At 63.9% G+C, this 15,261-nt stretch carries 15 protein-coding genes and 1 pseudogene; 14 read left to right on the forward strand and 2 right to left on the reverse strand.

What is annotated here, in order from left to right:
- The 5 genes and pseudogenes from F1735_RS35705 to minE all read left to right on the forward strand — a co-directional run.
- Window positions 1-194: pseudogene (locus tag F1735_RS35705) on the forward strand (IS4 family transposase); the annotation flags it as partial.
- A gap of 376 nt (window positions 195-570) precedes the next feature.
- A complete protein-coding gene (locus F1735_RS15990; protein ID WP_167237858.1) occupies window positions 571-1,065 on the forward strand; it encodes a hypothetical protein in 495 nt (164 codons plus the stop codon).
- Window positions 1,066-1,545: 480 nt separating this feature from the next.
- Entirely contained in the window at window positions 1,546-2,295 is a 750-nt protein-coding gene (gene minC, locus F1735_RS15995; RefSeq protein ID WP_167237859.1) for a septum site-determining protein MinC, read from the forward strand.
- A gap of 27 nt (window positions 2,296-2,322) precedes the next feature.
- On the forward strand, window positions 2,323-3,138 hold the full coding sequence (minD, locus tag F1735_RS16000; RefSeq protein WP_166875984.1) for a septum site-determining protein MinD: 816 nt from the start codon (window positions 2,323-2,325) through the stop codon (window positions 3,136-3,138).
- A 1-nt stretch (window position 3,139) separates the two neighbouring features.
- Window positions 3,140-3,391, forward strand: coding sequence for a cell division topological specificity factor MinE (minE, locus tag F1735_RS16005; RefSeq protein WP_166875981.1), 252 nt, complete (start codon window positions 3,140-3,142; stop codon window positions 3,389-3,391).
- A 34-nt stretch (window positions 3,392-3,425) separates the two neighbouring features.
- Here minE and F1735_RS16010 read toward each other — a convergent pair whose 3' ends face one another.
- A complete protein-coding gene (locus F1735_RS16010; RefSeq protein ID WP_167237860.1) occupies window positions 3,426-3,917 on the reverse strand; it encodes a hypothetical protein in 492 nt (163 codons plus the stop codon).
- 243 nt (window positions 3,918-4,160) lie between these two features.
- Between F1735_RS16010 and F1735_RS16015 the strand changes: the two genes are divergently transcribed.
- The 9 genes from F1735_RS16015 to F1735_RS16055 all read left to right on the forward strand — a co-directional run bounded on the left by F1735_RS16015 (window position 4,161) and on the right by F1735_RS16055 (window position 14,062).
- A complete protein-coding gene (locus F1735_RS16015; RefSeq protein WP_167237861.1) occupies window positions 4,161-4,850 on the forward strand; it encodes a response regulator transcription factor in 690 nt (229 codons plus the stop codon).
- 205 nt (window positions 4,851-5,055) lie between these two features.
- Window positions 5,056-6,330: a glutamyl-tRNA reductase gene (gene hemA / locus F1735_RS16020; RefSeq protein WP_166891308.1), complete on the forward strand. Its 1,275-nt coding sequence runs from the start codon at window positions 5,056-5,058 to the stop codon at window positions 6,328-6,330.
- An 82-nt stretch (window positions 6,331-6,412) separates the two neighbouring features.
- The gene (prfA, locus tag F1735_RS16025; protein ID WP_167237862.1) at window positions 6,413-7,489 is read left to right on the forward strand and encodes a peptide chain release factor 1; all 1,077 of its coding nucleotides are present in this window, start codon (window positions 6,413-6,415) and stop codon (window positions 7,487-7,489) included.
- Between the two features lie 94 nt (window positions 7,490-7,583).
- Window positions 7,584-8,057 carry a disulfide bond formation protein B gene (locus F1735_RS16030; RefSeq protein WP_167237863.1) on the forward strand — a complete coding sequence of 158 codons (474 nt, stop codon included), beginning with the start codon at window positions 7,584-7,586 and terminating at the stop codon, window positions 8,055-8,057.
- 2 nt (window positions 8,058-8,059) lie between these two features.
- Window positions 8,060-8,893: a peptide chain release factor N(5)-glutamine methyltransferase gene (gene prmC, locus F1735_RS16035; RefSeq protein ID WP_167237864.1), complete on the forward strand. Its 834-nt coding sequence runs from the start codon at window positions 8,060-8,062 to the stop codon at window positions 8,891-8,893.
- A 47-nt stretch (window positions 8,894-8,940) separates the two neighbouring features.
- Window positions 8,941-10,761 (forward strand): DUF885 domain-containing protein, encoded by a 1,821-nt coding sequence (locus tag F1735_RS16040; protein ID WP_167237865.1) that lies wholly within the window; start codon window positions 8,941-8,943, stop codon window positions 10,759-10,761.
- 132 nt (window positions 10,762-10,893) lie between these two features.
- Entirely contained in the window at window positions 10,894-12,486 is a 1,593-nt protein-coding gene (gshA, locus tag F1735_RS16045) for a glutamate--cysteine ligase (RefSeq protein ID WP_167237866.1), read from the forward strand.
- Between the two features lie 38 nt (window positions 12,487-12,524).
- The gene (locus F1735_RS16050) at window positions 12,525-13,568 is read left to right on the forward strand and encodes a histone deacetylase family protein (protein ID WP_167237867.1); all 1,044 of its coding nucleotides are present in this window, start codon (window positions 12,525-12,527) and stop codon (window positions 13,566-13,568) included.
- Between the two features lie 11 nt (window positions 13,569-13,579).
- Window positions 13,580-14,062 carry a GNAT family N-acetyltransferase gene (locus tag F1735_RS16055; RefSeq protein WP_229505809.1) on the forward strand — a complete coding sequence of 161 codons (483 nt, stop codon included), beginning with the start codon at window positions 13,580-13,582 and terminating at the stop codon, window positions 14,060-14,062.
- Here F1735_RS16055 and F1735_RS16060 read toward each other — a convergent pair.
- Window positions 14,037-15,113, reverse strand: coding sequence for an HAF repeat-containing PEP-CTERM protein (locus tag F1735_RS16060; protein ID WP_167237868.1), 1,077 nt, complete (start codon window positions 15,111-15,113; stop codon window positions 14,037-14,039). The genes F1735_RS16055 and F1735_RS16060 overlap by 26 nt on opposite strands.
- Window positions 15,114-15,261 lie beyond the last annotated feature (148 nt).

Here is a 15,261-nt window from a genome sequence, read left to right on the forward strand (position 1 = left end):
GCGTGAACCGCGCCTATGCACAAACGGTACTCAAACCGCTGATGCCGGCACTGCTGCTGCGTGGTGCCGTGGACTTGCTTCACAATGCCATGGCCCTGATTGTTCGCAAGACGTTCCTTCACCGACCCGGCCAATCAAAGCCCAGAAACAAGCAGCCTAAGCCCCACAAATACATGACACAAAAGCCATGTTAAGCTGTCAATCGCTTAAGTCCGGTAGATTGCCTTGGTACCGAGGCGACACTGTAATCATCAACTTCAACATGGAGGGATCAAAGTCGCGATATATGCATAAGGCTCAAGTCAGCGACACAACTTCCGATACGGTTACCATTGATCCATATTTCAGAGTAAAAATCGATACGGCAGAGGGGCCACGTTTTGCAAGCCAGTTCAGAACATTGTCTCACGAAATGTCTCATATCATGTTTCAACAAGCTGATGATCATCATAAACATGGCGAGGAGCGTAGAGGATACAAGATGAAGCACGTCATATTGCATGAGCGACCTATCACAGATCATTATAAAATGCCAAAGCGAATTACTTATAAGAGTGGCTATCAATATCCATGGACAGATTAAAATCAACTATTTTCTTAGTAAGCATTCTCTTTTCATCCGCTCTTGCAGCGGCACCCAAGGCCGACGAGGGCATGCGTACAGTCGATGTTTGTTATGAGCCAATCTATACCATTTCTGAAGTATCCAGTACCATAAAATCATTCCCAACAACATGCGTTCCTCTGGGAAGATTCACTCAGGGAGAGGAACGCTATCGTAAGCTGATGGTGGCGCTTGGAGACATGAAGTCCGGTTTTAAAAGAGCGGAACTGGCGCGGGGAAATCCGAATGCGTTTGCCTTTGATGATGTCAGAGTAAGAATTCTGGGCTCCGGAATAACGATTTTCATCGACCGCAGCGGTGAAGGAATTTTTAATGACAAGAAATTCATTTTGACAGAAATCGAATTATTAAAAGTTGAACGTGTGTTGGGAGCAATTTTCGACTGTATGGAACACAATGAAGAAGATAAATTAAAGAGACAACAGAAGCCGTCGCCTTGAGTTAAGCACGTCAATCGAATCGAGTGGGTTTGTTGGCCCTCGATTTCATGATGAAGACAGTCGAGTGTGCGGCTGGCATTTCTGGTTGGTAGACCGAACTGATGCTTCGCGTACTGCCAATCAAACAGTGTTGCGGTCCATGTCGCCAGGCACATTGCCAGCGTCATCTCACGCAACGGTTTCTTGCCGCAGCGCCGTGTCTGCCCGCAGACCACCTGATCCGCACACGTCACGGCTGGCCGCGCATTTCGCTGTGTACGCAATCCGACCAGCGCCTATGACGCACATCCAGGGCGCGTTCAAAGCATTGTCGCGCGTGTTCTTGGAGATAAAAAATGCTCGCTGCCTCAGCCAAAAACCGGTTTGGAGTTGCCTCGCGGAACATGCGTGGCAAGCCTCCCCTAACCCCGATTTTCACAGTAGAATGCACGAGCCTGCGCCACTTTGGGCGGTGATCCGCCCATCCCTCACGACTCGTCTATGCTCAAAAGCCCGTCCCAACTGCCTATCGAAATCAAGATCTCCACCGTGGTGGCGATCTCCACGATTCTGTACTCGGCCGACCCGCTGGCGATCGATGCGGCGCTCAAGCAGATGACGGGCGGCTCGGCCGATTTCTTCGAAGACGAATTCGCCGTGATCGATATCAGCGCCCTGGCCGAGAACGCGCCGCGCATCGACTGGGACAAGATGGTCAGCTTGCTCAAGAAATACCACCTGAACGCGGTGGCCGTGCGCGGCGCCCCGGCGTCCATGCACGACGCGATCCGCGCGCGCGGCCTCTCGCTCGACGACGGCGCCAGCGGCGACAAGGCGCGCGCCGAAGCTACCGCGCCGGCAGCGACCGTCGCGGCGCCCGCAGCGGCCAGCGCCATCGTCGCGCCCGGCACCATGATCATCGACACCCCGGTGCGCGCCGGCCAGCGCGTGTATGCGCGCGGCGGCGACCTGATCGTCACGGCGGTGGTCAACAATGGCGCCGAAATCATCGCCGACGGCAGCATCCATATTTACGCGTCGCTGTTCGGACGCGCACTGGCCGGCGCCTCCGGCAATGGCGACGCGCGCATCTTCGCCATGGCGATGCAGCCCGAGCTGGTCTCGATCGCCGGCGTCTACCGCACGTTCGAAGATGGCTTCGCGCCGCAGCTGGCGCGCCAGCCGACGCAAATCCGCTTGATCGGCGACCGCATCGATATACTGTCGATCAGTCCGGCCTCCCGCGTTTAAATACCAGATACGAAAAAAGGACCCCCTGTGGCAAGAATTATTGTTGTGACTTCCGGCAAGGGTGGCGTCGGCAAGACGACCTCCAGCGCCAGCTTTTCCACCGGCCTGGCCATGCGTGGCCACAAGACCGCCGTGCTCGACTTCGACGTCGGCCTGCGCAATCTCGACCTGATCATGGGTTGCGAACGGCGGGTCGTGTACGACCTGATCAACGTCATCAATGGCGAAGCCTCGCTCAACCAGGCCTTGATCAAGGACAAGCATTGCGACAACCTGTTCATCCTGCCGGCCTCGCAGACGCGCGACAAGGACGCTTTGTCGGAAGAAGGCGTCGAAAGAGTGCTGCACGACCTGATCAACATGGGCTTCGAATACATCATCTGCGATTCGCCCGCCGGCATCGAGCATGGCGCGCTGATGGCGCTCACCTTCGCCGACGAAGCGATCATCGTGACCAATCCGGAAGTGTCGTCGGTGCGCGATTCGGACCGCATCCTCGGCATCATCCAGGCCAAGTCGCGGCGCGCCCAGACCGGCGCCGAGCCGGTCAAGGAACACTTGCTCATCACACGCTACTCGCCCAAGCGGGTCGAGAACGATGAAATGCTGTCCTACCAGGACGTGCAGGAAATCCTGCGCATTCCCCTGGTGGGCATCATTCCCGAGTCCGAATCGGTGCTGCACGCATCGAACCAGGGCAATCCGGCGATTCATTTCAAGGGCACCGACGTGGCCGAGGCCTACGAGGACGTGGTCTCGCGCTTCCTCGGCGACGATGTACCGCTGCGCTTTACCAGCTATGAAAAACCAGGCATATTCCAGCGCATCTTCGGAGTAAAGTGATATGGCCCTGCTTTCATTCCTGTTTCCCTCCAAGCCGAAAAGCGCCACCGCGGCCAAGGAGCGTCTGCAGATCATCATCGCGCGCGAACGCGGTCACCGCACCGGCCCGGACTTCCTGCCGGCGCTGCACCGCGAACTGCTTGAAGTGATCTCGAAGTACACCCGCGTCAATCCGGACGACATCAAATTGTCGCTGGACCGCCAGGGCAACCTGGAAGTGCTTGAAGTAAACGTGGTGTTGCCGGACACCTGACCGGTCCGGCACTGGCGTGCCACCCGGCACGCCGCTAAACGGCGCGCGCCGCCAGCAATTGGCGCGCGACCGTGGTGCAGGCGTCCACATGGTCGTAGCCGAGCTTGCGGAACACGGTAAACCCGATCGCCGCCGAGGCCACCTGCCCGGCCAGCGGCACGAAGCGCGCGGCCGACCTCACAAACGCCTTGCCGCCGCTGCGCTTGAGCAGCCGCAGCGCCAGCTGGCGCGTGATTAATTTTCCCACCATCATGCCGCCCACCCCCGCCGCCGCGCCGTAGACAATGCGCTTGTAGGTCGGCTGCAAGTGCTCGACTTGTTCGGCGGACAGGCCGAAGGCCGCGTTGACGTCGTTCACCAGCCCGGTCAGCATGGTCAGGTCGGACATCACATCGAGCCCGGGAACCGGCAACGCCGATATGCCGGCCGAGACCGCCGCGCGGTTGCGCACCATGCGGCGGCATGCTTCGCGCACTTGCAAAATCGCTTCGGGATTGCCTGGAATCGCTGTCAAGGCATTGTTCATGGTTCTCCTTTCGATATGTAAATTTCCTTCAAGACTCAAAAAGTCGATTGAAATCGGCGTTTTTCCAGTGTACCGTGTAATCAAGCGAGGGGATGGCACGGCAGATCAGTTCGTTGCCGGATGTAAATTAATGTGTTCCAATTAGTGTTGCTTTGTAAAAGTCTGTTATATTCAGAGTAACTATTCGATCGCACAAGGTAGGACTCCTCCTACGACACGTTTTTACGTTCGACACACGCCACCATGAGAATTGCCGTCCTAGACAATGACCGCAGCCAGGCAGACCTGATTTGCCAGGTGCTGACCTCCGCCGGACACGTCTGTCAGTCGTTTGACAGTGGTAAAGATTTACTCGGACAGCTACGCAAGGACAGCGTCGACATGCTGATCCTGGACTGGCAGGTGGCCGACATGAGCGGCACCGAAGTGTTGCGCCGCGCCAAGGAAAAGCTGCCCTCCACCACCCCCATGATGTTCCTCACCAGCAGCTCGGCCGAAGATGACATCGTGGCCGGCATCGGCGCCGGGGCCGACGATTACATGGTCAAGCCGCTGCGCCGGGGCGAACTGGTGGCGCGCGTGCAAGCCCTGCTGCGGCGCGCCTACCCGGCCCAGAACGGGGCCGAACAACTCCAGTTCGGACCGTATATTTTCGAAACCCGGCCGGGCCGGTTGCTGATGGACGGCAACGTCATCGAAGTCACGCACAAAGAATTCTATCTCGCACTGTTGTTTTTTCGGAATATCGGCCGTCCGCTGTCGCGCGCGTATATTCATGAAGCGGTGTGGATCCGCGAAACGGCGGTGCCGTCACGCACCATGGATACCCATGTGTCGCGTGTAAGAAACAAGTTGCAGTTGCGACCGGAAAATGGCTTCAGGCTGGTGCCGGTGTACAGCTATGGATACCGGCTGGAAAAGCTTGGGGCGTAGCCTGAGCCGGCAAACTCGGCGTCGTTGTCCCCGCGAAGGTGGGGGATAACGGTTTTGCCAGTGGCGGAAACGACGGTGATGCAAGCGTGCCAAGATCGCCGCAACTTCCCCAATCATTGCCCTCCCGCACCAAAAAACCCTCCTTTGAGTAGGTCCTTGACACATCACGGTATAATGGCGTTACACATCCGTACACTGTAAAGCCATGCAACTGCTCGCCGTCGGCCTCAATCACACCACCGCACCGGTCTCGCTTCGCGAGCAGCTGGCGCTCGCGCCTGACCAGCTCGGCCAGGCGGTGCAGGCGGCGCGCGGCTGGTTTGCCCGCATCGACGCCCGTGGCGGCGACGAAGCGGCGATCCTCTCGACCTGCAACCGCACCGAGATGTACGCCGCCAGCGATGTCGCCAATCCGCTCGATGCGAGCGCCCACTTCCTGGCCGATTACCACAAGCTCAACTTCGCCGAACTGCGCCCGCATCTGTACATGCTGCCGCACGATGCCGCCGTGCGTCATGCATTCCGGGTCGCCTCGGGGCTCGATTCGATGGTCCTGGGCGAACCGCAGATCCTCGGCCAGATGAAAGACGCGATGCGCCTGGCCGACGAAGCCGGCGGCCTGGGCACCTACCTGCACCAGCTGTTCCAGCGCAGTTTTTCGGTGGCCAAGGAAGTGCGCAGCACCACCGAAATCGGCGCCCACAGCGTCTCCATGGCGGCCGCCGCGGTGCGCCTGTCGCAACGCATCTTCGACAAGATCTCCGACCAGAATGTGCTGTTCATCGGCGCCGGCGAAATGATCGAGTTGTGCGCCACCCACTTTGCGGCCCAGAACCCGAAAAACATCACCATCGCCAACCGCACCATGGAGCGCGGCGAGACGCTGGCGCACCGTTTCAACGGCCGTGCGATCCGCCTGGCCGCGCTGCCCGAGCAGCTGGCGCAGTTCGACATCGTCATTTCCTGCACCGCGTCCTCGCTGCCATTGATTGGCCTGGGCCTGGTCGAGCGCGCGATCAAGGCGCGCCGCCATAAACCGATGTTCATGGTCGACCTGGCCGTGCCGCGCGATATCGAGGCCGAAGTCGGGCGCCTCGACGACGTGTTCTTGTACACCGTCGACGACCTCGGACAAGTGGTCCAGACCGGGTTGGAGAGTCGCCAGGCCGCCGTGGCCCAGGCCGAAGCCATCATCGAAACGCGGGTGCAGTCGTTCATGCACTGGATCGACGACCGCGCCATGGTGCCCGTCATCCAGGACCTGCAAGAAAACAGCGAAGCGATGCGCCTGTTCGAACTCGAACGCGCCAAAAAAATGCTGGCGCGCGGCGACGATGTCGACGCCGTGCTCGACGCCCTCTCCAAGGGCCTGACCGCCAAGTTCCTGCACGGCCCGCAGCAGGCGCTGCACCGCGCCCAGGGCGACGAGCGCGCGCGCCTGGCGACCTTGCTGCCCCAGTTGTTCCGCGGCCGCCGTTAGCGCCCAAGCCCCTTGTCGTACCGCGCCGCAGTCCTGCGGCCGTTCCCGGTTGTTAGCTTCCTTCACCTTACACGAGCCCCCTATGAAACCATCGATGCTGGCCAAGCTGGATCAACTGGCCAACCGCCTTGTCGAACTTGACGAATTGCTCATGAGCGAAGGCGCGACCTCGAACATGGACGCCTACCGCAAGATGACGCGCGAGCACGCCGAAATCGGCCCGCTGGTGGCGCTGTTCAAGGAGTACCAGAGCGCCCAGGACGATATCGCCGACGCGCAGGAAATGCTTGCGGACCCGGACATGAAGGACTTCGCGCAGGAAGAAATCGAAGCCGGCAAGGCGCGCGTGGCGCAGCTGGAAATGGACCTGCAAAAGATGCTGCTGCCGAAAGACGTCAACGACGAGCGCAACATCTTCCTCGAAATCCGCGCCGGCACCGGCGGCGACGAGTCGGCCCTGTTCGCGGGCGACCTGCTGCGCATGTACGTGCGCTTCGCCGAGCGCAATCGCTGGCAGGTCGAGACGGTGTCGGAATCGGTGTCGGACCTGGGCGGCTACCGCGAAGTGATCGTGCGCCTGATCGGCAACGGCGCCTACTCCAAGCTCAAGTTCGAATCGGGCGGGCACCGCGTGCAGCGCGTGCCGGCCACCGAAACCCAGGGCCGCATCCACACCTCGGCCTGCACCGTGGCGGTGATGCCGGAAGCGGACGAAGTCGAAGACGTCAACATCAACCCGGCCGACCTGCGCATCGACACCTACCGCGCCTCGGGCGCCGGCGGGCAGCACATCAACAAGACCGATTCGGCGGTGCGCATCACCCACCTGCCGAGCGGGATCGTGGTCGAATGCCAGGATGACCGCAGCCAGCACAAGAACAAGGCCTCGGCCCTGAAAGTGCTGGCCGCGCGCATCAAGGACGTGCAGTTGCGCGAGCAGCAGTCGAAGCAAGCGGCCACCCGCAAAAGCCTGATCGGCTCGGGCGACCGCAGCGAGCGGATTCGCACCTATAATTTCCCGCAGGGCCGCATGACGGATCACCGCATCAACCTGACCCTGTATAAACTCGACTTCATCATGGACGGCGAACTGACCGAATTGACCAACGCGCTGGCGGCCGAACACCAGGCCGAATTGCTGGCGGCCCTCGGCGATTAAACAATTCATAAGCCGGACGTTGTAGACTGTGCAATGCGGCCTACCCAGGCCGCATGTCAAGACGCAAATAAAAACACTTCTAGGACCTGAAACGATGCCCAACAACCGCCCGATCCTGATGACCCTTTCCGCCGTCTGCTTCGCCCTGATTGGCGCGGCGCTGTACCTGCAGCACTACAAGAACATGCTGCCATGCCCGCTGTGCGTGATCCAGCGCTACGCCTACTTCTTTTGCGGACTGGTGTGCCTGGCGGCGGCGTCGGCCAAGCAGTTCAAATTGTGGAGCTTCGTCGGGCTGGCCGGCTCCCTGACCGGCCTGTTCTACGCCGGCAAGCAGTTGTGGGTGCTGGCCCATCCGGGCCTGTCGTGCGGCATCGACCCGATGCAGACCATGCTCAATAAGGTGCCGACCGCGGTCTACCTGCCGTGGATCTTCGAAGCCGACGGCCTATGCGAAGACGCGGTCGACACCCTGCTCGGCCTGTCGATCCCGCAATGGTCGACCCTGTGCTTCGCCATCATCAGCGCCTTGCTGCTGTTCGTGCTGGCACGGCGCGGCAGCCGCTGATCATGGGCACGATTGGCGCCGGCGCGCGCGTCGGCGCGCTGCAGTCGCTGCTGCCGCTCGACCCGCTGGAAAACCGCATCCTGGCCTGCCATGCGCTCGGCATCACGCGCATCGGCCTCATTACCCAGTCCGAACGGGTGCTGAGCGCGCCCGAGGCGGGGGCGCTGGCGGCGCTGGTCGAACGGCGCCTGGCGGGCGAACCGATTGCCTACATCGTCGGGCGTCGCGAATTCTACGGCCTCGATTTCGCCGTCAACCCGGCGGTGCTCATTCCCCGTCCCGATACTGAACTGCTGGTCGAACTGGCGCTCGAACGCCTGCCCGTGCGCGCCCGCATGCTCGACATGGGCACCGGCAGCGGCGCCGTCGCGGTGGCCGTGGCGCACACCCGGCCCGACGCCGGCGTCACGGCGCTCGACGTCAGCGCCGCCGCGCTCGAGGTGGCGCGCGCCAACGCGCAAGCCAACCGCGCCGTCGTGCGCTTCGTGCAAAGCGACTGGTTCGGCGCCATCGGCGGCGAGTGGTTCGACCTGATCGTCGCCAATCCCCCCTACATCGCCGACGGCGACGTCCACCTGGCCCAGGGCGATTTGCGCTTCGAACCGGTCGGCGCGCTGACCGACCACGCCGACGGCCTGGCGGCCCTGCGCACCATTGTGGCTGGCGCGCCACACCATCTGGCGGCCCAAGGCTGGCTATTGATGGAGCACGGCTACGATCAGGCCGCCCAGGTGCGCGCCCTGCTGGCCCAAGGCGGCTACCGCGAGGTGCAGAGCTGGCGCGACCTGGCCGGCATCGAGCGCGTCAGCGGCGCACGGGTCGGCAACGCCATATAAGTTCTGCGGTGCAACGTGCGCACCGTCCCCTTTGCTAAAATGATCAGATGCGCAAACTGATCGCCACCACTGTCCTGATGCTCGCCCCGCTGGCCGCCGGCGCGGGGCAAGCCGCCGTGCCCGAACGGCCGGCGCAAGAGCGCCCGGCCGTCGAACGCCTCGCCGCGGAACGCTTGAGCGCGGACCAGCAGGCGCGCGCGCTGTTCGACGGCGACTGGGAATGGCGCCTGCAAAACCAGCCCGAATACGCCACCTCGGTGGGCGACTACCGCTACGACGCGGCCCTGAGCGAGACCACCCTGGTCGCCAGCCGCGCCGCCAATGCGCACCAGCGCAAGATGCTCGACCAGGCCAGGCAGATCGAGCGCGACAAACTGAGCCCGCAGCAGCAGCTGTCCTACGACCTGTTCGTGTGGGAGAAAGAACAGGCGGTCAAGGCGGCCGCCCTGTACCCGTTCCAGGCGCAGCCGATCAGCGCTTACGCCGGCCTGCACATCACGCTGGCGCAACTGGCCGCGCAGATGCCGTTCGCCAGCGAGGCCGATTACCGTAACTACCTGGCGCGCCTGGACGCGGTGCCGGCCCACGTCGCCGGCTTGATCGAGCAACTGCGCGAAGGCATGCGCAGCGGCTGGGTGGCGCCCAAGGTGACCGTGCGCGCGGTGCCGCCGCTGCTCAAGCAGTTGCGCGAAAACGCGCTCGACGGTCCGCTCGGCCAGCCGTTCCGCCAGATCCCGGCCAGCATCGACAAGCCGGTGCGCGACGCCCTGGCGCTGGCCGGTCCGGTGGCGCTGCGCAACCGCGTGGCGCCGGCGCTGCAGGAGCTGGAAGAGTTCCTGCGCAACGAATACGTGCCGGTGGCGCGCGAGTCGATCGCGGCCAGCGCGCTGCCGTCCGGCCTCGATTACTACCTGCTGGCGGTGACCCGCCAGACCACCATCGAAATGGCGCCGGCCGCCATCCACGCGCTGGGACTGAAGGAAGTGGCGCGCCTGCGCACCGGGATGACGGCGGCGATCGCGCGCACCGGTTTTAGCGGCAGCTTCGCCCAGTTCATGGTGTTCGCCAAGACCGATCCGCGCCTGTTCTACACCAGCGGCGACGCGCTGCTGGCGCGCTACCGGCGCATCCTCACGCGCGCCAGTGCGGCCGTGCCGAAACTGTTCGCGGCCGCGCCGGCGCAGGAAGTGCTGGTCAAGGCGGCCACCAACCCGGGCGCCGAAAAACTGGGCGCGGCCTGGTACGAGGCCGGCGCCGCCGACCGGCCGGCGGCGTTCGTGGTCAACACCTCGCTGATCGAAACGCGCCCCATGTGGGAGATGGAAACGCTGGCCCTGCACGAAGCGCTGCCCGGCCACCACCTGCAGGTGGCGCGCGCGGCCGAGATCGCCGACCTGCCGGCCTTCCGCCGTTACGGCTGGCACGGCGCGTATGGCGAAGGCTGGGCCTTGTACGCCGAAACGCTCGGCCCCGAGCTGGGTTTTTACAAGGATGCGTTTTCCGCCTTCGGCCACCTGAACGCCGAGATGTTCCGCGCGGTGCGGCTGGTGGTCGATACCGGCATCCACACCCAGGGCTGGACGCGCCAGCAGGCGCTCGACTACATGAACGCCAACACCGCCAACGCGCCCGGCGACAACGAGCTGGAAGTGGACCGCTACATCGCCTGGCCGGCGCAGGCGCTCGGCTACAAGGTCGGACAGTTGAAAATCCGCGCGCTGCGCGAGAAGGCGCAGGCCGCGCTGGGCGACAAATTCGACATCCGGCGCTTTCACAGCGTGGTGCTCGATAACGGGCCGCTGACGCTGGCGCTGCTCGAACAGCAGGTCGACGCCTGGATCGCGGCGGCCAAAAAGCCGGCGTCGTAGCGCGGCCGCATTGCATATAAATCAAGAAAACAAGCCCCATCCCAGCAGGAAAACCAGACCTCAGGCGCGCTGGCCGGATTTCGGTTAATCTCGCAGCACTTACCTATTTGGCAGTACAAGAAAGGATTCACCGTGTCGAACCAACTGACCCGCCGCCTGGCCCTGCTCGACGATGATGAACACCGCGCCCTGCTGGGCCAGGGCCTGCGCGGCATCGAGCGCGAAACCCTGCGCGTGGACCGCGCCGGGCGCCTGGCGCGCACCCCGCACCCGCAAGCGCTGGGCGCCGCCCTGACCCACCCGCAGATCACCACCGACTACGCCGAAGCCCTGCTCGAATTCATCACGCCGGCGGAAAACGATATCGGCACCACCCTGCACAAACTCGACGCCATCCACCGCTACGCCTACACCAAGCTGGGCGACGAAATGCTGTGGAGCGAATCGATGCCGTGCGAGCTGCCGGCCGAAGAAGACATCGACATCGCCTGGTACGGCAAGTCGCACATCGGCATGCTCAAACACGTGTACCGGCGCGGCCTGGCGCTGCGCTACGGGAAAGCGATGCAGTGCATCGCCGGCATCCACTACAACTATTCGCTGCCGGAGCAGATGTTCCAGCTGTTTTCCAGCAGCGAAGGCGTCGCCCAAGAACGGCGCAGCGCGCTGCGCGACTTCCAGTCCGAAAGCTACATCGCCCTGATCCGCAACTTCCGCCGCTACAGCTGGCTGTTGATGTACCTGTTCGGCGCCTCGCCGGCGCTCTCCACCGGCTTTTTGCGCGGGCGCGAACACCAGCTCGAAACACTGTCCGACGACACGCTGTACCTGCCGTATGCGACCAGCCTGCGCATGAGCGACCTCGGTTACCAGAACGACGCGCAATCGGGCCTGACGCCGCACGAGAACTCGCTCGAAAGCTATGTCAGCACCTTGATGGATGCCGTGAACCGGCCCTACAAGCCGTACCAGGCGCTCGGCACCAAGCGCGATGGCCAGTGGATCCAGCTCTCGACCAACGTGCTGCAGATCGAGAACGAATACTATTCGACCATCCGCCCGAAACGCGTGATCCGCACCGGCGAGCGCCCGGTCCAGGCGCTGTGCAAGCGCGGCGTACAGTACATCGAAGTGCGCTGCCTCGATGTCGATCCGTTCGAACCGGTCGGCGTCAGCGTCGAAACGGGCCGCTTCATGGATGCCTTCCTGCTGTTTTGCGCGCTCGACGACAGCCCGCTGATCAACCACACGGAAAGCCTGGTCCACGCGCGCAATTTCGCGCGCACGGTCAAGGAAGGCCGCCGTCCCGGATTGACCTTGACCCGCAACGGCGAAGAGATCGGCTTGCGGGAGTGGGCCGACCAACTGATCGGGCGCATCGCCCCGGTGGCGGCGCTGCTCGACAGCGCCCACAACGAAGACGGCGTGCATGCGGCCTCGCTGGCCGCGCAGCGCGCCAAGGTCGCCAATGCGGCCCTGACGCCCTCGGCGCGGGTGCTGGACGAAGTGCGCGCGCTCGGCTCCTCGGCCGCCTTCGGCCTGCGCCAGAGCGAGCTGCATGCGGCGAGCTTCCGCGCCAGCCCCTTGATGCCGGCCGAAGCGGCGCTGTTCGACGAGATGGCGGCGGCCTCGCTGGCCGAACAGGCCATCATCGAGCAGGCCCAGAGCGGCAGCTTCGACGACTTCGTGGCGGCCTACAACAGCAGCACATTATGCGGTGACTGAGGTGACGACCGAGGCGGTGACCGACAGCGGGAGCGCGCGTGCTGACTTTTTATAACGAGCACCATGCCCAGCACCGGGGGCGCCACGAGATGTTCCGCGGCGCCCTCGTGCCGTGCTTCGAAAAGCCGGAGCGGGTCGAGATGGTGCTGGCCGAATTCGAACGGCGCGGCCTGGGCAAGGTGGTCACGCCGCATGGCGTGTCGCTGGTCTCGCTCGAGCGCATCCACACGCCGCGCTACCTGCATTTTTTGCGCAGCGCCTGGAGCGAGTGGGTCGCGCTCGACGAGGCCAATGCCGACAAGGACGCGTTTCCGTCGGTGTGGCCGATCCGCGGCATGCGCACCGATATCGAGCCCGATAATTTTGCCGCGCGCATGGGTTTGTACTCGATGGACAGCGGCACCCCGCTCACGGCCGGCACCTGGATCGCCGCCAAGACCGGGGCCGACTGCGCGGTCAACGCCGCGCATGCGCTGCGCCTGGGCGAACGCGGCACCTTCGCGCTGACCCGCCCTCCCGGCCACCATGCGGGCGCCGATTTTTTCGGCGGCTACTGCTTCCTCAACAATGCCGCGCTGGCGGCCCAGCATTTGCTCGACGACGGCGCCAGGAAGGTCGCCATCCTCGATATCGACTACCACCATGGCAACGGCACGCAGAGCATTTTCTACGGCCGCAAGGACGTGCTGTTCATCTCGATCCATGCCGATCCGCGCAGCGAGTATCCGTTCTACCTGGGGCACGCCGGCGAGAGCGGCGACGGCGAAGGCGCGGGCTACAACCTGAACCTGCCGCTGGCGCCCGGATCGACTCCGGCGCAGTGGTTCCTGGCGCTCGAATCGGCCTGCGTCAAGCTGGCCGGCTTCGCGCCGGACGCGCTGGTGGTCTCGCTCGGGGTCGATACGTTCGCGGGCGACCCGCTGTCGTCGTTCGCGCTGCAAAGCAGCGATTTCCTGCGTATCGGCGAACGCATCGCCCATACCGGACTGCCGACCGCGTTCGTGTTCGAAGGCGGCTATGCGGTCAGCGAGATCGGCATCAACGTGGTCAATGTGCTCGAAGGTTTTGAAACCGCTAACTAGAACGCAGAACAATGAAAGTAGAAACGATGACCGTCAACCCGTCCATCGCCTGGGAATGGCGCCACTTCGACGAACTCTCCGGCGCCGACCTGTACGCGGTCATGGCCAGCCGCCAGGATGTGTTCATCCTCGAACAAACCTGCCTGTATCCGGACATGGATGGCTACGACCAGGGCGCGCACCACCTGCTCGGCTGGCACACGGTCGATGGCGCGCGCGTGCTGGCGGCCTACCTGCGCTGCCTCGCCCCCGGCGTGAAATTCGCCGAGATGTCGCTCGGGCGCGTGCTCACCACCAGGAGTGCGCGCGGCGGCGGCAGCGGACGCGCCCTGCTGGCCGAAGGCATCGCCCGCGCCGAACGCCAGCATCCGGGCCAGCGCATCCGCATCGGCGCCCAACAGCACCTGGCGGCGTTCTACGCCAGCTTCGGCTTCGCCACCGTGGGCGCGCCCTACGACGAAGACGGCATCATGCACGTCGATATGCTGCGCTGAACTGGCGGCGGCGCCACGCCACCCCCAGCAGCGCCAGCCCCGCCAGCAGCATGGCCGTGGCGCCCGGTTCGGGCACCGGCGCCACTTGCAGCAGCAGGCCGCCGCAGCCGTCGCTGTCGTGGCAGCCCCAGGCGGCGATCTGGCCCAGGTCGTTGATGCCGGCGGCGCTATGCACGGTCCAGCCGAGCGCGGGATCGATCAGTGTGTTGAGGTCGTTCATGGCGCCGTTGGCGTAGATAAACGCAAAGAACGGCACTTGCAGCGGCCCGCCCAGGTTGCCGACCACCTCGCCCCGGTTGTTGAGCGCGGTGCCCCACGCGGCCAGGCCGTACATGCTTCCCAACACCTGCGTTATGCCGTTGGTGTACAGATAAGCCGCTTCCGGCCCGTGCCAGTCGGTGCCGGTGATCTGGCCGGCCTGGTTGACGGCGTTGGCGGTGCTGATGCCCGAAGGCGAATAGTTGAGGGCGGTCATGACGCCGTTCTCGTAGATATAGGCGCTCTGCGGCGGATGGAAGTCGCCCTGCGCCAGAAAGGAACCGACCACGCGGCCGGCGTTGTTGATGCCGCTGGCCCAGGTACTGGCGCCGCCCAGGTTGCCGATATCGCGGAGTTGCCCATCGAGGCGCACAAAGGCGCCCCAGCCGCTGGCGGGCGCATGAAAGTCCCCGGCAATCTGGCCCAAGTCGTTGATCGCCGTGCCACGCGTGAATTTGCCGCCGCCGACCGTCCCGAGGTCGCTCATCACGCCACGGCTGTAAAGGAAGGCGTGCTCGTCGCCGTCGGCCGTGAGCGCGCCGCCGGTCACCTCGCCGAAGCGGTTGAGCGCCGCCCCGCTGCTGCTGGCGCCGCCGAGGGTGCCGAGGTCGACGCCGCCGGCGCTTGACCACAGGTAGGCGTGTTCGTTGCGGATGCCGACGATCTGGCCGGCATTGTTGATGCCGGCCGGGGCCATGCCCTCGGGCAGGACGGTCACGGTATAGGTCGGTACAGCGGCGGCGGCCGTGGCGGCGGCGGACAGCAACAGCGCGAGTGCAAGGCGGGTGGACATGGCGCATCCTCAGAGCTGGACAAGCTGCCATCGTGCGCGCCGCAAGGCCACGCATGCTGTGTTATGTCATGCGTGCGCCGCGCAGGCGGCGGCGGCCCGGCACGGTCGATGTGGAGGAGGACCGGTATTGGCGGGCAGCGGCGCGCCG

The organism is Massilia genomosp. 1 (assembly GCF_011682185.1).
GTDB classification, from domain to species: domain Bacteria; phylum Pseudomonadota; class Gammaproteobacteria; order Burkholderiales; family Burkholderiaceae_D; genus Telluria_A; species Telluria_A rubra.